Source organism: Micromonospora sp. NPDC047620 (genome assembly GCF_043205005.1).
GTDB lineage: Bacteria > Actinomycetota > Actinomycetes > Mycobacteriales > Micromonosporaceae > Micromonospora.
In genome coordinates, this window is the sequence record NZ_JBIDDG010000023.1 from 84,528 (window position 1) to 101,960 (window position 17,433).

The window sequence follows — 17,433 nt, forward strand, 5'->3', positions numbered from 1 at the left end:
CAGATACCCGACATCACGCCGTTCGCACCCCGTCCGTCCCGGCGGCCGTCAGCCCCCGCGCCCCGAAGCCCGGGTTGCGCAGCAGCCAGGACAGGTATTCCGGATGCGCCGCCAGCGAGTCGGTGTACGCGGCCAGCGCGGTCTCCAGCACCACCTCGGCGTCCCGGGCGGCGGGGGAGTCGGGGTGCCACCCGAGCATCAGCCGCCAGCGCAGCGGGGTCCCGGCCAGCATCCGGGTGACCAGCCCGGCGACCGGGCGGAAGGTCGCCTGGCACAGCGCCACCGCCTCGCCGGAGTCGACCATGTCGATGCACACCCGCACGTCGGCCTCGTACAGCTTGCGGGGGGTGAAGCCGGCGCGGGCGCAGGCGGCCGCGAAGCAGTCGCCGAAGCAGCCGTCGCCGGGCGCGGCGACCCACTGCTCGCGGCGCAGGTCGGCCAGAGGCACCTCGGCCCGGCCGGCCAGCGGGTGCTGCTCGGGCAGCATGACGAGAACCGGGTCGACGGCCACCTCGCGCCAGCTCAACCCGTACTCGGCCGGCGGCGCGGCATCGCCGCACACCCCGATCAGCGCGAAGTCCAGCCGGCCGCCCGCGACCAGGTGGGTCAGCTCCTCCGCCGACCAGGAGGCGTGGGTGGTGATCTGGGCCGGCGGGGGATCGGCGGCGAGCCGGTGCACGAGCCGACCGAGGATCGGGCTGTTCACCCCGCCGAACCGGTAGCGACGGGGGACGTCCCCGGCGCCGGCGAGCCGGGCCGCCTCGTCCTGCAGGCCCTTCATGGCCGGCAGCAGCACCCGGGCCCGGGCGAGGACCAGCTCGCCGAGGACGGTGGGCCGGGCGCCGCGGCGGTCCCGTTCGAACAGCGGCCCGCCCAGTGTCCGCTCGATGCGCTGAAGCTGGGCGGTGAGCGCCGGCTGGGCCAGGCCGAGCGCCGAGGCCGCCTTGGTCACGCTCCCCGTCTCCGCGATCGCGCAGACCACCCTCAGGTGACGCAGCTCCAGATTCATAGAGTGACGGTATGACCCCGCAGCGGCTGGCGGAAGGCCTTGGACGGATCAACACCTTCCGATGTGTGTCGGGCCGGTGGCCGGGGCACCCGGCGGGGAAGCCGGCGGCTCAGCCCGACGGCGGCTCGGCCAGGTCGGCGAGGTAGGTGGGGCGGCCGGTGACGGCGTCACGCACCTTGTCGACCACGCCTACAGCCGGCTCGACGACCCGGTTCCAGGGCGGGGTCGCCGGCGTGCCCGGGTGCGGTCGGGTCGGGGCCGCCTCCTCGGCGATCTCCAGCCGGTTGCCCAGGCGGATCAGCTCCTCGGGGCTGGCCACCTCGCGCAGCGCCGCGACCAGGGCGCCGACCTCCTCGACGTGGCGGCGGACCCGAGCGTCGACCTCGGCCAGCCCGTCGTCGGCGAGCCCGCCCAGTGCGGTCAGCAGCGCCGCGTCGTCGGCGAGCGCCCGGTCCACCCGGTCGGCGGCCTCGGGCAGCGCGGCCCGGACCGTGGGCAGCAGGTACTGCTCCTCGGCGGACAGGTGCCGGGACAGCGCCGCCGTCAGCACCTCCAGCCCCCGTTGCGGTGCGGGCTCGGGGTCGGCGTCGGTGAGCCGGCGCAGCAGCTCCCGCAGTTGCCGGTGCTCGGCGTCGACGATGTCGGCGATGCTGCGCCCGCCCGGCCGGAAGGTCTCGTCCTCTCCGGTGGGCGGCAGCGGCGGCAGGGGAACGGTCATGGTGCCCTCCTCGGGCGGCGGGCGGAGCACGTGGTGGGGTGCGGTCGCGACCGGCGGTACCCGACCGCGCCGGCGGCGAAACCGGGCGGCGGTACGCGCTCGCCCCGGCGGCCTCGCCCCGCTGCGCCACAGGGGCGGGACGGGGCGACCGGAGCGGACCGGTCAGCTGGTATGAAGAAGCGATGACGAGCGACCCCGCCTCCGCCCTTCCCGACCCCACCGACGAAGTCGTCGGCCTGTGCCGCGACCTCCTGCGGATCGACACCACCAACACCGGGGACAACGACACCAGCGCCGGCGAACGCGTCGCCGCCGAATACGTGGCGGAGAAGCTGGCCGAGGTGGGCGTCGAGTCCGTCATCCACGAGTCGGCGCCGGGCCGCGCCAACCTGGTCGCCCGCATCCCGGGCGCCAACCCGAGCCGCGGCGCCCTGCTGGTGCACGGCCACCTCGACGTGGTCCCCGCCGACGCCGACGAGTGGTCGGTGCACCCGTTCTCCGGGGAACTGCGCGACGGCTACCTGTGGGGCCGGGGCGCGATCGACATGAAGGACTTCGACGCGATGGTGCTGGCCGTGGTGCGGCACTGGCAGCGCACCGGAGTGCGCCCGCCCCGCGACATCGTGCTCGCGTACACCGCCGACGAGGAGGCCGGCAGCGACTACGGCGCACACTTCCTCGTCCAGCGGCACCGCGATCTCCTCGACGGCTGCACCGAGGCCATCGGCGAGGTCGGCGGCTTCTCCTACTCCGTCAACGACGAGCAGCGGCTCTACCTGATCGAGACGGCCGAGAAGGGCATCGACTGGCTGCGCCTGCGCGCCAAGGGCCGGCCCGGGCACGGCTCGATGGTGCACGACGACAACGCCGTCACCGCGCTCGCCGAGGCGGTGGCCCGGGTCGGCCGGCACCGCTTCCCCGTGGTGGTGACCGACACCGTCCGGGCCTTCCTGGAGGAGGTCTCCGACCTGCTCGGGATCGAACTCGACCCGGAGGACCCGGAGACCGCCATCGCCAAGCTGGGGCCGATCGCCAACATCATCGGCGCGACGATCCGCAACACCGCCAACCCGACCCGGCTCGCCGCCGGCTACAAGGACAACGTCATCCCCGGCCGGGCCACCGCCACCATCGACTGCCGCAGCCTCCCCGGGCAGTCGGAGCTGCTGGAGCGGCAGCTGCGCGAGCTGGTCGGCCCGGACATCGTCATCGAGTACATCCAGCGCCAGCCCGCGCTGGAGACGACGTTCGACGGCGACCTGGTCGACGCGATGTCGGCGGCGCTGCGCGCGGAGGACCCGGGGGCCCGGCCGGTGCCGTACATGCTCTCCGGCGGCACCGACGCCAAGGCGTTCTCCCAACTCGGCATCCGATGCTTCGGCTTCGCGCCGCTGCGGCTGCCCGCCGACCTGAACTTCTCCGCGCTGTTCCACGGCATCGACGAGCGCGTTCCGGTGGACGGACTACAGTTCGGCGTGCGGGTTCTCGACCGGTTCCTCCGCACCTGCTAGCCCCCCCGTCCGGAACGCCAGTGTTCCGCCGGGGAACCTCCCCATCGTGAAGGGACTGACCCACATGACCGACCAGCACGGTGAGCTGGACGCCGCCCTCGAGCGCGTGATCGATGCGGCCCGCCACCACCTGGCCGCCGTCCGAGCCGCGCAGGGCCGCGTCGACGACGACGACGTCTGGCAGGCGTACGTCGCCCTGAACAACGCCTCCTTCGCGTACGACGAGCAACTCCTGGACGCCTTCGGCGAGGTCACCCCCTGGGACGTCGAGTCGATCGACCCGGACGAGGCCGACGAGCGCTTCGGCGGGGAGGGCGTGGAGCCCACCGACCCGCACCCGCGGGTCATCTCGGTGCGCCAGCGGCGCGACTACCGGGTGCCGAGCGTGTCGGCGCTGATCCGGGTGGCCGAGGCGGCCCGCCGGGAGGGCACCCCGGCCGACGACGAGCCGGCACCCGTCGAGGGGGTCGGTGAGGCGGTGCTGGAACTGCTCCAGAGCGGCGACGGCTCGCTCGGCGCGCTGGACGTGCCGGAGCTGGAACCGCTGGACGGTGTGGTGATGGTCAGCGAGGTCGGCACCCCGGTCGACCTGGAGTCCTTCGACGACGACGACCCGGTCGGCCCGTTCCAGCCGGCGCCCGACGACCGGCTGGTGGGCCGGCTCGACGAGCACCCGTTCCTGGAGCTCGACGAGGAGCACGACCACGCCCACTAGGGCGGCGGACGCCCCGGGGCCCGGCGGTTCGGCCGGGCCCCGGGGCGTCCGCGTACCGGCGGTGCCGCCGGTGATCAGTACGACAGGCCCGGCTGCGGCTGGTTGACCCGTCGGCGGCGCAGCACCACCTGGCGCGTGCCGTCGCGGAACAGCCGCACCCGGGCCAACTCCCACCCGGAGAACTCCGCCTGGATCGCCAACTGCGCCGCGGCGGTCAACCGGTCGACGTTCGGCGGCAACCGCAGCGGCGCGTACTCGTAGTCCATGAGCCCTATGCTGCCCAGCCCGGCGGCCGTCCGCCACCCCCTCGCCGGTGACCCGCGCCGCCGTCCGGTCCCGGGGTGTGACGTGACCTGCCCGGGGCCGCGGCCGTCGTCGCCCCCGCACCGGGCTCCACCCGACACCGGCCGGTCCCCGACACCGGCCGGTCCCCGACACCTCCTAGTCGAGGGGCGCGCTGTCGACGGGCGGGTTCGCCGCCAGCAGGGCGGCCAGCGCCGGCGGTGTCAGGAGCAGCGTCCGCGGGGTGCCGGCGTCCACCGCCAGCCCCCACGCCGGGTCCGGCCAGTCGGCGAGCAGGTACGCGCAGGGCACCGCGACAAACGGCACGCCCGAGCCGGCGAACGCGGCCAGGGCGTCCGGCGTGGTGAAGACGGGCAACAGCGGCGCGCCGGCCGCGTCGGCGACGACCGTCCACGGCACGTCGCGGTCCGGGCCCGGCTCCGCCGCCAGCGGTACGCACACCGTCGCGGCGGCCAGGACGCCGAGGTACGCCGGCAGGTCCCGCCGCGCGACGGCGTCGCCGAGAAGGTCCTGCACCGTCCGGCCGCCCCCCGCCGACCCGCCCCCGACGGCGCCGGCCGACCCGGACCCGGTGAGGGCCGACCCGTCCCGGGCGTCGGCGGTGGGCGCGGTGCCGTCGGCGGGCCGGTGGACCGAGGTGGCGGCGGCCGGTCCGCTCCGCTTCGGCCGGTCCCCGGCGGGCGGCTGCGAGACGGCGGGAACGGGCGGGGGCGGCGGTGCGGCTGGCGGGGCCACGGGCACGGCCGGGCCGGCGGGCGGCCGGACGGGCAGCGCGGCCACCGGCCGGACGGGCGGCGCCGCCACCTGGGGCCGGGGTCGCGGCGGGCGCGGCAGGGTCGGCGCCGGCCGCACCCGGGGGCCGGTGGGCGGGAGGATCTGGCAGGACAGCGCGTCGGGTTCCGTGGTGAGCACCGCGGCAGCGGTCCGCGCCACGAACCCGCTCCACCAACGCAGGCCCTCGGGGGTACGCGGCGTCTCGTGCCACCAGCCGCCGGCGCCCCGCGGCGCCTGCCAACCGAGCTCCGCGAGGTGCCGCTCGTCGTAGGCCGGACAGATCCCCCGGACCCGGTTCCGGCGCACCATGAGGTGCAGCCGGCGGGGACCCGCGGCGAGTTCCAGGTCGGTGTCGTGGTCGCAGCGGGACAGCGTGTCGTGCAGCCGGGCGACGATGTCGGGCCAGCCCGGCGAGGTCATGCCGGCGGCCCCGGCAGGCGCCCGTCGAGCCGCCCGAGCCGCCCCATGGCCTCCTCCAACCGGCCCAGCGAGGCGAAGTCGCCGGGGGTGCCGAAGATTTCGTTGAGGCCCGCGCCGAGCGTGACGTCGAGGCCCTCGGTGCGCTCGCCGAGCTGCTCCGCCGCCGCCGTCCGGGCCTGCCGGTACGCTGCCAGCACCATCGCCGCGAGGTCCTCCGTGCCCACGCGCAGCGCGGTCGGCGCGAAGCTCAGGTCGGTCAGTGCGCCGGTGGCGTCGACGGTCGCGGACACCAGTCCACTGTCGTCGGTCGCGGTGCTGCTCAGCTCGTCCAGGTCGTCCCTGAGACCGGCGAAGCGGCGTTCGATGTCGGCGAGCCGTCCGGCGAGGGCGTCGAACGCGGACAGCGGGTCGGACATGAGAACCTGCTTCCTACTCGTTGCTCATAGCTGAGCGGTTCGGATGATTCGCTCTCCGCCCTGCGGTGGCGGGGCTGGAGTCCTGGACCGGCAGTCTGGTCCGGTGGCGATCGGTCCGGTTTTGCAGGATCTGCTTCACCCGCTGGTGTGGGGTGTGCAGGGCGATGTCGGGGTCGCCGGCTCGGTGCAGGATGTTGATCGCGGCGTTCACGTCGGCCTGCCACACCACCCCGCAGCGGGTGCAGTGAAACCGGTCGCCACTACGGCGGCCGAAGGCGCCACATTGGTGACAGGTTTGTGAGGTGTAGGCGGCGTTGACGGGAACGAGCGCAGAACCTCTACGCTCCGACACGCTTTTCAGGGCCTCGGCGGTGACTCCTTTGGTCCACGCGGCGAGACGCCGGTTCATGTTCTTAGGAAGCTTTCTGCGGCTGGTGAAGCGTTTGGTGAGGTCTTCGGCGACCACCGTGGCGGCCTTGTCCACGACCTTGTGCACGGCGGTGAAGATCTCCGTCCGCACCCGCGCTCGATGCCGGGCGGCCTGCCGGTCCCGCTTCACGGTGCCGAGGTTGTTGACCTTGATCCGGTGCGCTTTCGCGTGGTCCCCACGCTGGGCGGCGGTGTTCGCGACCGAGCGCAGCTTCGCCCGCCGCCGGTTACGTTCCTTCAACCGGTCCGACTCACTGGACAGCAGCACGCCAAGCTGTTCACCGTGGGGCTGGCCGTCGGAGTCGGTCAGGGCTTCGGTGTAGCCCTTGTCCACACCGACCGTCGCCTCGCCGCACGGCCGCTGCGACGACCGCATCTGCGCCGCGTCGATCTGGTAGTGCACCTCGACCCGACCACCGCGCAGGATCAGCCGCAACGTACCCGTCGGCGTGACCGTCGTGGACAGCGGGATCCTGACCATCTTGCGGGGCTCCAGGCCCGGGACCGCCAGCCACAACCGGCCCCGCCCATCGGCGGCGGTGTGGTACTTGTCGGCGCGCACCACGATCTGATCGTGGGTGCGGTTGCGGCCCCGCTTCCAATGCTTGCGCATCTGCCGGGCCAGGAACGGGTCACTGGCCCACTGGTCGGCCCGCAGCGCGGTGAACATCCGCTGACGCTCGCCCGGATCGTTGGTGCGTCGGCTGACCGCCCGCCGGACGTCGACCTTGGCCGCCTCCATGTTCGCTGTGATGTCGGCGATGGCGTCGCGGACCGTTTCCTTCCACGCGTTCGCCAATACACCAAACTGCGCGTGGATGCCGTCGGCCAACCAGCGGTCCCGCACCTGCCGGTCTCTCAACCCGGACCCGACACCGTTGGTCGAGCCGTAACGCTGCCACACCTCACTACGCACCCGACCCAGCCGGCGGGCCTGCTCCACCAGGGCGGCGTACTTGCCAGGATTCGGTCGGGCCGAGTAGGCGATCCGGGTGACCTTCACCGGTCACCCTCCATGGTCAAGTCCGCCCGTTTCAACTCCTTCTCATAACGGCGTAGACCGAACAGCCGGCACGAGAAGGAGTTAACGACGGCCAGGAGGTCCTCCACCAACTCCTGCCGCGGGGACAGGGACTCCTGGTTGGCCACGACGATCTCGCAGCCGCCACGCGCCGCCAAATGCTCCACCAAGTCGAACCCGAACCGGGCCAACCGGTCCTTGTGCGCCACCACCAGCGTGGCGACCTCACCCCGGTCGACGGCGTCCATCAACGCCAGGAATTCCTTACGGCGAAGGTCCATCCCACCGCCGACCTCGCTGATCCACTCGTCCACCGCCAGACCACGAGCGAGGCAGAACTGTTGCATCGCCGCCACCTGCGACGCCAAATCGGACCTCTGACCCGGCAACGAGACCCGGCAGTACACCACAACCTTCCGCCGCCCGACGGCGAAGCCCGGCTGCAGCACCCTGCGCACATCCGAATCGTCGAAATACCGCTGCCCCGACGGCAGACGACGGGCCGCGATCCGGCCCTCCGCCTCCCACCGACGCACCGTGCTCACCGAACGGCCCACCCGCTCGGCAAACTCACCGATCCGATAAACACTCCCCACAACAGTCAACTATGGACAGCTTTAGAAAGGAAAGCAACCACTATTAGCTGCTCCCGGGCGCAGCGCCGGTCCGGGGTGGCGACCGGCGGCCGCATGATCGTATCGTCGTCCCGCCGGGCGACGGGGGAGGAACGGCATGCCGGACATCGACGTCGACGTGCGGGCGGTACGGCGACTGGAGGCGGCGGCGAAACAGGTGGCCGCCTCGCTGACCGCACTGGAGAGCCGGATCGCGTCCGCGGGCGACGTTCCCGACGGGGCGTTCGGGCACCTGCCGTTCGTCAGCGACCTGCTCCGCGAGAAGTACGCCGAGCAGGTCAGCGGCGGCATGGAGCTGTTCCGGTCCGGCCACGACGCGTTCGAGCGGGTCGGCGGGGCGCTGAGCGGGACGGCCGAGGCGTACGAGCGCAACGAGCAGGACATCGACGCGTCGTTCCGCGCCATCGGCACCGGCATGGCCCGGTGAGCGGGCCGGCGGGAACCGCCGTCGAGCTGTGGAATGGCATCGACGGCGCACTCTCCAGCGTGGACAAGGCGGTCGACAGCGTCTGCCGGGCCCTGGCCTGGCCGCTGATCCAGCTCGTCGACCTCGTCGACGGCGAGCCGGCCGCGCTGCGCGTCAAGGCCGCCGAGTGGGACGCCCTGGCCGCCCAGGTCCGCGAACTGGCCACGGGCCACCGCGGCGTGCGGGAGGCCGAGCAGGCCGGGTGGCGCTCGCCGGCCGGCGAGGCGTACGGGCGGCGGCTGGCCGAGGTCGAGCAGCAGTTGCTGGACGTCGCGGAGCAGTTCACCGCCACCGCCGAATACCTGCGCGGCGTCGCCGACGCCCTGCAGACCGTCCACGACGTGCTGGTCGACATCTGCGTCGAGTTCGTCAACTTCCTGCTGGTGACGTTGGTGACCGCGCTGCTGATGGCGCCGTTCACCGCCGGCGCGTCCTGGGCGGCCGGCGTGGCGCTGGGCGTCACCCGGGGCATGATCGCCCTCGCCCGGATGCTGAAGATCATCCGCCCGCTGGCGGCGCACCTGCAGAAGGTCATCCGACTGCTCCAGCGGGTGCTCCACCACCTGCGCAGGCTGCGCAACCACCTGGACAAGCTGGTCGACAAGCAGAAGGCGCTGCGCGCCGGCCAGAAGTACGCCGACAAGCGCCGCGCCGCCGGCGACCCCGACAAGTGGTTCCACAAGTTCACGGATCCGGCGAAGGGTAGCTGGAAGCTCGGCAAGTCGGGCACGCCGTTCGACATGAGCACCTTCGAGCGCGTCGGGGCGCTGCGGGCGCACGGCATGGCCGACGGGGCGCGGATGATCGGCCGGGACTTCGTCACCAACCTGCCGTGGAACGTCCCGAACGCGGTGGTGCACGGCGCGACCTGGGGCACCGTCGCGGTGGTCTCGGGGCTGTCGGTGCCCGGCACGGACCAGCTCGACGACAAGGTCGACGGGGCGGTGGCGGGCGGCGCCGAGTGGATCGACCAGAATGTCTTCGGGCAGCCGGCGGAGCAACCGGCCGGCCGGTGAGGGCCGATCGAGGGGGTGGGGCGTGACCGGTGCCCGGGGTCGACTCGGCCGGCTGACTGACGCGGTGCTCGGCGGGGCGCGGGCCGCCCGCGACAGGGCCCGCGAGCTGCGCGACGAGTTCCGCACCAGCGACGAGCCGGAGCGCGCCCTGGTCGCGCCACTGCTGCCCGGCGAGGAGATCCGCTACGTCGGCCTGGCGCCGGTGCGGGCGCCCGAGAACCACCGGGCGGGCGGCCAGCTCGCCGACCGCGTGAACGCCGAACTGGCCGAGGCGCTCGACCCGCGCGCGCTGTTCGGGCTGCTCCACGTCGTCAACCCGGTCGCGTGGGTCGACGCCGTGATGGCGCCCGTACGGATCGTCGCGGGCGTCCTGCTGCTGCCGGGCAGGGCGGCCGTCCTCGCCGTCGGCACCCCGGACGCGGACGAGGCGGACCAACCGGGCCCGGCCGCCGAGCCCCGGCAGCCGCTGCCGCTCACCGCCGAACAGGAGGCGTTCCGGGCGCTGTTCCGGCTCAGCCGCTACCGGCCGCTGGCCGACCAGCTCGCGGAGATCGCCTACCGGCGGCGGTACGTCTTCAGCGGCGACCTGGCCACGCTCGCCGGCAGCCTGCTGCTGTTCCTGGAGCGCTACACCGGCACCCCGCTCGCCGTCACCGACACCCACCTGCACCTGCTGCGGATGGGCCGCCGCCCCGACCCCGATCGGGAGGACCGCCGCCGCCCCCAGGTGCTGTGGAGCGTGGACCGGGGGCGCGTCGCCCGGATCGACTCCGACCACGGCGCCGCCCGCCTCGTGCAGTTCCCGTCCACCATCGTGTTCGACGACGGCTCCTGGATCCGGGTCGTCAACCCGGCCACCCGCGACGACCAGGCGCGCTTCCTCGCCGCCGTACGCGACATCCCCGGTCGGCGTCCCACGGCCTGAGCCGGCGGCGTCCGCCGGAGCGGCGCGGACGCCGGTGTCCTGTGTCGCAGGAGGCGGACCGCGACCGAACCGGTGCCACGGCCACCGGCCGAGCCAGTGGCGCCCCGAGCCGTGTCGGTCCCCGCCCCGGCGTGCCCGGTGAGACGTCAGTCGGTGAGTCGGGAGGCGGTCTGTGCGAGCTGCGGCAGCACCTTGTCCCGCCACCCGGGTCCCATCCGGTCGAAGGCGTCCCGTTCGGACTTCCGGTCGAGGTCGAACCCGCTGTGCTCGAACAACAGGCGAGTGCCGTTGCCCTCCGCGACCAGACGCCAGGTCAGTGTCCAGCTCTCGTTGAAGGTGTAGACGAGCTTCTCCTCGGGGACGACCTCGACGACTTCGCAGGCCACCGCTCCCCAGCCGGGCATCTGGAGGTGGAAGCGGTGCCCGAGGACGGCGGCGATGTCGCCGGGCACCCACCAGCGGGCGAGCAGCTCGGGCTCGGTGAGGGTGCGCCAGACCTTGCTCGGCGGGGCGGCGACGAACTGGTCGATGGCGATGGTGTCGGTGTTGGTCGCGGTCACTCGACCTCCTCGGCGACGTCGGCGAGCGAACGCAGTCGCTGGCGCCAGAATCGTTCGAACGGGTGGAGCCAGTCGCCGACCTGGGCGAGCGGCTCGGCGGTGAGGTGGTAGTGCCGTTGCCGGCCGCTGGGTTCGTCGTGCACCAGCGCGGCCCGCCGCAGCACCTGCAGGTGCTCGGCGACCGCGGGCCGGCTCAGGTCGAACTGGCTGGCCAGGTCGCCGGCCGTACGAGGCCCCTCGGCGAGCAGCTGCAGGAGTCTGCGGCGGACCGGGCTCGCCACCGCGAGGAACACGTCGTCGTCAGGCACCACCGTAAGTTATGTCGGAGGTTGCCGACATGTCAATGATTTCCGACGCGTTGGCGCCGTCGCGGCGGGGCAGGTCAGCCGTCGCGCTCGGGGTAGCCGACCGGTACGGCCGACACGTCGTCCAGCGCGGTGATGATTTCCTCCGGCAGCGTCATCCGCTCGACCTGGAGCGCGCCGAGCAACTGCCCGACCGTCCGCGCGCCGAGGATCGGGGCCACCACCCCGGGCCGGTCGCGGATCCAGGCCAGCGCCACCTCCAGCGGCGAGACCCCCAGCCCGCCGGCCGCGGTGGCGACCGCCTCCACGATGCTGGAGCAGCGCGGCTCCAGGTAGGTGGCGACGAACCGTTCGAAGTGCGGCGAGGCCGCCCGCGAGTCGGCGGGGCGGCCGTGCCGGTACTTGCCGGTGAGCACCCCGCGGCCCAGCGGCGACCAGGGCAGCACCCCCAGCCCGAGGGCCTCGCACGCGGGCAGCACCTCCCGCTCCACGCCCCGCTCCAGCAGCGAGTACTCCACCTGCGCGGCCACCACCGGGGCGCGGCCCGGCCAGGCGGCCTGCCAGGCGGCCGCCCGCGCGGTCTGCCAACCGGCGAAGTTCGACACCCCGACGTAGCGGACCCGGCCGCTGGCCACCGCGTGGTCCAGCGCCGCGAGGGTCTCCTCTAGCGGGGTGTCGGGGTCGTAGCCGTGCATCTGGAACAGGTCGACGTGGTCGGTGTTGAGGCGGCGCAGCGAGGCGTCCAACGTCCGCAGCAGGTGCCCCCGGGAGCCGTCGCGGCGCCGGCCGCTGCCCGGCCGCAGCCCCGCCTTGGTGGCGATCAGCAGTTCCTCGCGCGGCACCAGGGTGCCCAGCAGCGACCCGATGACCGACTCGGCGTCGCCGTCGCCGTAGACGTCGGCGGTGTCGATCAGGTTGCCGCCCGCGTCGAGGTAACTCTTCAGCTGGGCCGCCGCATCGTCGGCGTCGGTGTCCCGGCCCCACGTCATGGTGCCGAGCGCGAGCCGCGAAACCGCCAGCCCGCTTCGGCCGAGCGGTCGCTGTTGCATGGGTGAACCTTATTTCGAACCGGCCCGCGCGGACATCCTCGCTCCCGTCAAGTCTGCCGGGCGCGTCGTGTTTCCGACCGCCCGGGTCGGTTCCCGGTCGCGGTGAGCCGGTGATCGGGGCGTCTTCCCGCATTGCGTAACCTGATGCGACCTGTGGTGCGGATGGGGGAGGACCTTAGTGCGACTCGGGCTCAGCCTCGGATACCAGACGGCGTGGAGCACGCCGGCCGATCACCTGGCTCTCGCCCAGGAGGCGGACCGGCTCGGCTACTCGGTGGTGTGGGCGGCGGAGGCCTACGGCTCCGACTCGCCGAGCATGCTCGCCTGGCTGGCAGGGCAGACGGAGCGGATCGACGTGGGCAGCGCGGTGATGCAGATCCCCGCCCGCACCCCGGCGATGACCGCGATGACCGCGGCCACCATCGACTCGCTCTCCGGCGGCCGGTTCCGGCTCGGCCTGGGGGTGTCCGGACCGCAGGTCTCCGAGGGCTGGCACGGGGTGCGGTTCGGCAAGCCGCTGGCGCGGACCCGCGAGTTCGTGGACATCGTGAAGCTGGCCGTCGCCCGCAAGGAGGTCGCGTACGACGGCGAGTTCTACACGCTGCCGCTGCCGGACGGGCCCGGGAAGGCGCTGCGCCTCGGCTTCCACCCGCCGCGCGAACACATCCCGATCTACCTCGCCGCGGTCGGCCCGAAGAACCTGGAGCTGGCCGGGGAGATCGCCGACGGCTGGCTCGCCGTCTTCTACGCCCCGGAGTTCGCCGAGGAGCAGCTCGCCTCGGTCCGGGCCGGGCGGGCGAAGGCCGGCAAGGAGCTCGCCGGCTTCGACGTGGTCCCGTCCGTGCCGGTGGTGGTCGGCGACGACGTCGCGTCCTGCGCCGAGCTGGTCCGCTTCTACGCGGCCCTCTACGTGGGCGGCATGGGCAGCCGGCAGCAGAACTTCTACAACCAGCTCGCCACCCGGATGGGTTACGGCGACGCCGCCCGCGAGGTGCAGGACCTCTACCTGGCCAAGCGGCAGCGTGACGCCGCCGCGGCGGTGCCGATGGAGTTCATCGACCGGACCTCGCTGCTGGGCCCGAAGGAGCGCATCGCCGAGCGGATGCGCGAGTACGCGGCCGCCGGCGTCACCACCCTGTCGGTGACCCTGTTCGCGGCGGACCGGGACAGCGGCGTGCAGACGCTGCGTACCGTCGCCGAGGCGCTGGAGCTCTCGGGAGTCGGCGAGTGACCTGGGTCGAGGCCATCGTCCTGGGCATCGTCCAGGGACTGACCGAGTTCCTGCCGGTCAGCTCGTCGGGGCACCTGCGGATCACCTCGGCGATCTTCTTCGACCGCGACGCCGGGGCGTCGTTCACCGCGGTCACCCAGTTGGGCACCGAGGCGGCGGTGCTGATCTACTTCGCCAAGGACATCTGGCGGATCACCCGGACGTGGCTGGTCGGCATCCGGGACAAGTCGGTCCGCTCCAGCCTCGACTACCGGATGGGCTGGTACGTGATCGTCGGCTCGATCCCGATCGGGCTGTTCGGCTTCCTGTTCAAGGACCAGATCCGCACCGCCGGCCGCAACCTCTGGGTGGTGTCCACCACGCTGATCGTCTTCGCGTTCGTGCTCGCGTTCGCCGAGTACTGGGGGCGGCAGACGCGCACCCTGGAGAACTTCCGGATGCGCGACGGCGTGGTGATGGGCTTCGCCCAGGCGATGGCGCTGATCCCCGGCGTGTCCCGCTCCGGCGGCACGCTCACCGCCGGGCTGCTGCTCAGCCTTACCCGGGAGGCGGCGGCGCGCTACTCGTTCCTGCTGGCCATCCCGGCGGTGGTGATGTCCGGGATCTTCAGCGTCGGCGACGTCTTCGAGCCGGCGGCCCCCGGCACCTCCGTGCCGAGCGTCGCCCAGATGGTCGTGGCCACGACCATCGCCTTCGGCGTCGGGTACGCGGCCATCGCCTGGCTGCTGCGCTACGTCGCGCACCACACCCTGTACGTCTTCGTGCTGTACCGGGTCGCGCTGGGCACCCTGGTGCTCGCCCTGCTGATGACCGGCACCATCAGCGCCACCTGATCCGTCCCGCAGCCCCGCCGGCCCCCGCCTCCGCCTCGTGCGGACGGGGGCCGGCCCGTGTCCGGGCCGGGCCGCGCAGACCATCGGCGGGGTCAGCGCCCGTCCGGTTCCTCCGACCGTGTAGCCCTGGGACGGGCGCGCAGGTGCGCCCGCTCGCCCTGCGTTCCGAACAGGCTGAGGAACTCGACCGGCTCGGTACCGGCGGCCCCGAACCAGTGCGGCACCCGGGTGTCGAACTCGGCCGCCTCGCCGGGGGAGAGCACCAGGTCCCGCTCGCCGAGGACGAGCCGCAGCCGCCCGTTGAGGACGTAGAGCCACTCGTAGCCCTCGTGGGTCTGCGGATCGGGCTCCCGGCGGGGGCTGCTGGCCGGGATCACCAGCTTGTACGCCTGGATGCCGCCGGCCCGGCGGGTCAGGGGCAGCATCGTCATGCCGTGCCGGGTGACGGGCCGCAGGTGGATGCGCGGGTCGCCGGTGGGTGGGGCGCCGACCAGCTCGTCGAGCGTGACGCCGTGGGCGCGGGCCAATGGGAGCAGCAGTTCGAGGGTCGGCCGGCGGGAGCCGGACTCCAGCCGGGACAGCGTGCTCACCGAGATGCCGGTCGCCCCCGACAGGTCGGCCAGTGTGGTCGCGCGCTGCCGGCGCAGCGCGCGCAGCCGGGGTCCCACCGCGCCGAGCGTGTGGTCGAGATCGTCGTCCATGCCGCCAGTTTGCCATCCCGGCAACATTACTTGCCACCTTGGTCGGTGCGGGGCTGGATGCGGCGGCCACGACGGACGCCGCGTACGCCCGCCGCCGGGCGGAGGATCATAGGGTGTCACCGTGGCGACCCTTCTGCTTCTGCGACACGGCCGGACGACCGCGAACGCAGCCGGCGGGCTGGCCGGCCGCCAGCCGGTCGAGCTGGACGACACCGGCCGGGCCCAGGCCGCCGCGGTGGGCGAGCGGCTGCGGCCGGTGCCGCTGGCGGCGGTGGTGACCAGCCCGCTCATCCGCTGCCGGCAGACCCTGGAGCTGGCGCTGCCCGGGGCCACCCCGACGGTGGAGGAGGGCCTGACCGAGTGCGGCTACGGCACCTGGGAGGGACAGCCGCTCAAGAAGCTGGCCAAGGAGCCGCTCTGGCCGGTGGTCCAGCAGCACCCGAGCGCGGCGGTCTTCCCGGAGGGGGAGGCGATGGCGGCGATGGCGGCGCGGGCGGTCGCCGCGGTGCGCTCGTGGGACGCCCGGGTCACCGCGGAGCACGGCCCGGAGGCGGTGTGGCTGGCGTGCAGCCACGGCGACGTGATCAAGGCCATCGTGGCCGACGCGCTCGGCGTACACCTGGACCTGTTCCAGCGGATCGTGGCCGACCCGGCGTCGGTGACAGCGATCCGCTACACCCCGCTGCGGCCGTTCCTGGTGCGGCTCAACGACACCGGCGGCGACCTGGCCGCCCTGGTGCCACCGCCGCCCAGGCGACGCCGCCGGGCGGCCCGGGCCGCCGGCGCGGCCGACTCCGACGCGGCGGTGGGCGGCGGCGCGGGGGCAGGCCGGTGACGGCCCGGCGGCGCCCCGCCGCCACGCCCGGGCCCGGCCGCCGCTCCGCCGGGCGCGGCGGGCGCGCGGCGATTCGCGTCGGTGGGGTACGCGGTGCCGTGGCGCGCCGGATAGGGTCGTGGGTATGACCCACCAGGTGCACGCCTTCGAGCCGCCGGAGCGGTTCGTCGCCGGGACCGTCGGGGCGCCCGGGGAGCGCACGTTCTTCCTCCAGGCGCGCGGCGGCGGCCGGCTGGTCAGCGTCGCGCTGGAGAAGGTCCAGGTGTCGCTGCTCGCCGAGAAGCTGGAGGAGCTGCTCTCCGAGGCACAGCGCCGCTTCGGTGTGGAGCTGCCCGAGCCGGTGGCCGCCGTCGGCGACAACGACCCGCTGGACACGCCCGTCGACGAGGAGTTCCGGGTCGGCACGCTCGGGCTGGCCTTCGACGTCGACACCGCGACCGTGGTGATCGAGGCCATCGCCGCCGGCGAGGCGGAGGCCGAGGTCGAGCTGGGCGAGCCGGACGACGACGAGGACGTCGACGACGAGCCGGACGACGACCTCGACCGGCTCCGGGTGCGGCTGACCCCCGAGGCGACCCGCGCGTTCATCGAACGGGCCCGGCGGGTGGTCAACGCCGGCCGCCCGCCCTGCCCGCTGTGCGGCCAGCCGCTCGACCCGGCGGGTCACCTCTGCCCACGCCACAACGGTTATCACCGGTGACCTCGTCGGAAACCCAGCCCCGACAGGACGGCGACGCCGCGCTCCGGTTGCTCCGCGACGGCCGGCTCGACCTGGAGGGGCGACTCGTCGACGCCTCCAACACCACCCTGCGCGGCATCCTGACCCTCGACGGGGCGACCGCGCGGTGCGTCTACAAGCCCGTGCGGGGTGAGCGTCCGCTGTGGGACTTCCCCGACGGCACCCTGGCCGGCCGGGAGGTCTCGGCGTACGTGGTCTCCCGGGCCACCGGGTGGGACCTGGTCCCGCCCACGGTGCTGCGGGACGGCCCGTTGGGGCCGGGGTCGTGCCAGCTCTGGATCGACGAGCCGGAGGCGGCCGAGCCGCTGGTCGGCTTCGTGCCGGCCGACGCGCTGCCGCCCCGCTGGTTCCCGATCGCCGCGGCCCGCGACGACGACGGCACGCCCTACGCGCTCGCCCACGCCGACGACCCGCGGCTGGCCCGCCTCGCGGTGCTCGACGCAGTGATCAACAACGCCGACCGCAAGGGCGGCCACGTGCTGGTCGGCCCGGACGACCGGATCTACGGCGTGGACCACGGGGTGAGCTTCCACGTCGAGGAGAAGCTGCGCACGGTGCTCTGGGGCTGGGCCGGCCGGCCGCTGCCGGGGGATGCCGTGGAGATGCTCGACGCGCTCGCCGGCCAGCTCGCCGGCGCGCTCGGCGCGGAACTGGCCGACCACCTCACCATCGGCGAGATCGCCGAGCTGGCCGCCCGGGTCGACCGGATGCGCCACACCGGCTGCTTCCCGCAGCCGTCGCAGGAGTGGCCGGCGGTGCCCTGGCCCCCCATGTGACCGCCCGACACCGCTCCGCCGGAGCTGTCACGATGATCACTTGTGG

At 73.7% G+C, this 17,433-nt stretch carries 21 protein-coding genes; 10 read left to right on the forward strand and 11 right to left on the reverse strand.

Features of this window, described 5'->3' with window-relative positions; translation table 11 throughout:
• Window positions 1-13: 13 nt before the first annotated feature.
• Both ACGF5C_RS25130 and ACGF5C_RS25135 read right to left on the reverse strand, forming a co-directional pair.
• Complete coding sequence (locus ACGF5C_RS25130) at window positions 14-1,009, reverse strand: LysR family transcriptional regulator (RefSeq protein ID WP_393305372.1); 996 nt, start codon at window positions 1,007-1,009, stop codon at window positions 14-16.
• A gap of 109 nt (window positions 1,010-1,118) precedes the next feature.
• Window positions 1,119-1,727, reverse strand: a complete 609-nt coding sequence (locus tag ACGF5C_RS25135; RefSeq protein WP_393305374.1) for a hemerythrin domain-containing protein — start codon at window positions 1,725-1,727, stop codon at window positions 1,119-1,121.
• Between the two features lie 182 nt (window positions 1,728-1,909).
• Between ACGF5C_RS25135 and ACGF5C_RS25140 the strand changes: the two genes are divergently transcribed.
• Together ACGF5C_RS25140 and ACGF5C_RS25145 are read left to right on the forward strand one after the other, a co-directional pair.
• Window positions 1,910-3,238 carry a M20/M25/M40 family metallo-hydrolase gene (locus tag ACGF5C_RS25140; protein ID WP_393305376.1) on the forward strand — a complete coding sequence of 443 codons (1,329 nt, stop codon included), beginning with the start codon at window positions 1,910-1,912 and terminating at the stop codon, window positions 3,236-3,238.
• 64 nt (window positions 3,239-3,302) lie between these two features.
• The gene (locus ACGF5C_RS25145; protein WP_393305437.1) at window positions 3,303-3,953 is read left to right on the forward strand and encodes a hypothetical protein; all 651 of its coding nucleotides are present in this window, start codon (window positions 3,303-3,305) and stop codon (window positions 3,951-3,953) included.
• 74 nt (window positions 3,954-4,027) lie between these two features.
• Here ACGF5C_RS25145 and ACGF5C_RS25150 read toward each other — a convergent pair whose 3' ends face one another.
• The 5 genes from ACGF5C_RS25150 to ACGF5C_RS25170 all read right to left on the reverse strand — a co-directional run bounded on the left by ACGF5C_RS25150 (window position 4,028) and on the right by ACGF5C_RS25170 (window position 7,912).
• Window positions 4,028-4,219: a DUF5703 family protein gene (locus tag ACGF5C_RS25150; RefSeq protein ID WP_053655860.1), complete on the reverse strand. Its 192-nt coding sequence runs from the start codon at window positions 4,217-4,219 to the stop codon at window positions 4,028-4,030.
• Between the two features lie 175 nt (window positions 4,220-4,394).
• Window positions 4,395-5,450, reverse strand: coding sequence for an SseB family protein (locus tag ACGF5C_RS25155; protein WP_393305378.1), 1,056 nt, complete (start codon window positions 5,448-5,450; stop codon window positions 4,395-4,397).
• The gene (locus tag ACGF5C_RS25160; RefSeq protein WP_393305380.1) at window positions 5,447-5,866 is read right to left on the reverse strand and encodes a YbaB/EbfC family nucleoid-associated protein; all 420 of its coding nucleotides are present in this window, start codon (window positions 5,864-5,866) and stop codon (window positions 5,447-5,449) included. The genes ACGF5C_RS25155 and ACGF5C_RS25160 overlap by 4 nt, the downstream gene beginning before the upstream one ends.
• A gap of 13 nt (window positions 5,867-5,879) precedes the next feature.
• Window positions 5,880-7,238 carry an RNA-guided endonuclease TnpB family protein gene (locus ACGF5C_RS25165; RefSeq protein WP_393305382.1) on the reverse strand — a complete coding sequence of 453 codons (1,359 nt, stop codon included), beginning with the start codon at window positions 7,236-7,238 and terminating at the stop codon, window positions 5,880-5,882.
• A 56-nt stretch (window positions 7,239-7,294) separates the two neighbouring features.
• Window positions 7,295-7,912 (reverse strand): IS607 family transposase, encoded by a 618-nt coding sequence (locus ACGF5C_RS25170; protein WP_393305439.1) that lies wholly within the window; start codon window positions 7,910-7,912, stop codon window positions 7,295-7,297.
• Between the two features lie 136 nt (window positions 7,913-8,048).
• Here ACGF5C_RS25170 and ACGF5C_RS25175 point away from each other — a divergent pair, with 136 nt between their 5' ends.
• The 3 genes from ACGF5C_RS25175 to ACGF5C_RS25185 are packed head-to-tail and all read left to right on the forward strand — an operon-like array spanning window position 8,049 to window position 10,358.
• Window positions 8,049-8,378, forward strand: a complete 330-nt coding sequence (locus ACGF5C_RS25175) for a hypothetical protein (protein ID WP_393305384.1) — start codon at window positions 8,049-8,051, stop codon at window positions 8,376-8,378.
• Window positions 8,375-9,433 carry a WXG100 family type VII secretion target gene (locus ACGF5C_RS25180; RefSeq protein ID WP_393305386.1) on the forward strand — a complete coding sequence of 353 codons (1,059 nt, stop codon included), beginning with the start codon at window positions 8,375-8,377 and terminating at the stop codon, window positions 9,431-9,433. The genes ACGF5C_RS25175 and ACGF5C_RS25180 overlap by 4 nt, the downstream gene beginning before the upstream one ends.
• A gap of 22 nt (window positions 9,434-9,455) precedes the next feature.
• Window positions 9,456-10,358: a hypothetical protein gene (locus tag ACGF5C_RS25185; protein WP_393305387.1), complete on the forward strand. Its 903-nt coding sequence runs from the start codon at window positions 9,456-9,458 to the stop codon at window positions 10,356-10,358.
• Window positions 10,359-10,504: 146 nt separating this feature from the next.
• Here the strand turns inward: ACGF5C_RS25185 and ACGF5C_RS25190 are convergent, their stop codons facing one another.
• From ACGF5C_RS25190 to ACGF5C_RS25200, 3 genes are all read right to left on the reverse strand, one after another.
• Window positions 10,505-10,918, reverse strand: coding sequence for an SRPBCC domain-containing protein (locus ACGF5C_RS25190; RefSeq protein WP_393305389.1), 414 nt, complete (start codon window positions 10,916-10,918; stop codon window positions 10,505-10,507).
• Window positions 10,915-11,226, reverse strand: a complete 312-nt coding sequence (locus ACGF5C_RS25195; protein ID WP_393305391.1) for an ArsR/SmtB family transcription factor — start codon at window positions 11,224-11,226, stop codon at window positions 10,915-10,917. Before ACGF5C_RS25195 ends, ACGF5C_RS25190 begins: the two co-directional genes overlap by 4 nt.
• Before the next feature lie 74 nt (window positions 11,227-11,300).
• A complete protein-coding gene (locus ACGF5C_RS25200; protein WP_393305393.1) occupies window positions 11,301-12,272 on the reverse strand; it encodes an aldo/keto reductase in 972 nt (323 codons plus the stop codon).
• 178 nt (window positions 12,273-12,450) lie between these two features.
• On the opposite strand from ACGF5C_RS25200, the gene ACGF5C_RS25205 reads away from it, so the two are divergent.
• Both ACGF5C_RS25205 and ACGF5C_RS25210 read left to right on the forward strand, forming a co-directional pair.
• Window positions 12,451-13,503: an LLM class F420-dependent oxidoreductase gene (locus tag ACGF5C_RS25205; protein ID WP_393305395.1), complete on the forward strand. Its 1,053-nt coding sequence runs from the start codon at window positions 12,451-12,453 to the stop codon at window positions 13,501-13,503.
• Window positions 13,500-14,336: an undecaprenyl-diphosphate phosphatase gene (locus ACGF5C_RS25210; RefSeq protein WP_393305397.1), complete on the forward strand. Its 837-nt coding sequence runs from the start codon at window positions 13,500-13,502 to the stop codon at window positions 14,334-14,336. Before ACGF5C_RS25205 ends, ACGF5C_RS25210 begins: the two co-directional genes overlap by 4 nt.
• A 92-nt stretch (window positions 14,337-14,428) precedes the next feature.
• Here the strand turns inward: ACGF5C_RS25210 and ACGF5C_RS25215 are convergent, their stop codons facing one another.
• On the reverse strand, window positions 14,429-15,037 hold the full coding sequence (locus ACGF5C_RS25215) for a helix-turn-helix domain-containing protein (protein WP_393305399.1): 609 nt from the start codon (window positions 15,035-15,037) through the stop codon (window positions 14,429-14,431).
• A gap of 121 nt (window positions 15,038-15,158) precedes the next feature.
• On the opposite strand from ACGF5C_RS25215, the gene ACGF5C_RS25220 reads away from it, so the two are divergent.
• From ACGF5C_RS25220 to ACGF5C_RS25230, 3 genes are all read left to right on the forward strand, one after another.
• A complete protein-coding gene (locus ACGF5C_RS25220) occupies window positions 15,159-15,872 on the forward strand; it encodes a histidine phosphatase family protein (protein WP_393305401.1) in 714 nt (237 codons plus the stop codon).
• Between the two features lie 124 nt (window positions 15,873-15,996).
• Window positions 15,997-16,572 carry a DUF3090 domain-containing protein gene (locus ACGF5C_RS25225; protein WP_393305403.1) on the forward strand — a complete coding sequence of 192 codons (576 nt, stop codon included), beginning with the start codon at window positions 15,997-15,999 and terminating at the stop codon, window positions 16,570-16,572.
• Complete coding sequence (locus tag ACGF5C_RS25230) at window positions 16,569-17,387, forward strand: SCO1664 family protein (protein ID WP_393305405.1); 819 nt, start codon at window positions 16,569-16,571, stop codon at window positions 17,385-17,387. Before ACGF5C_RS25225 ends, ACGF5C_RS25230 begins: the two co-directional genes overlap by 4 nt.
• The last annotated feature ends 46 nt before the right edge of the window (window positions 17,388-17,433 follow it).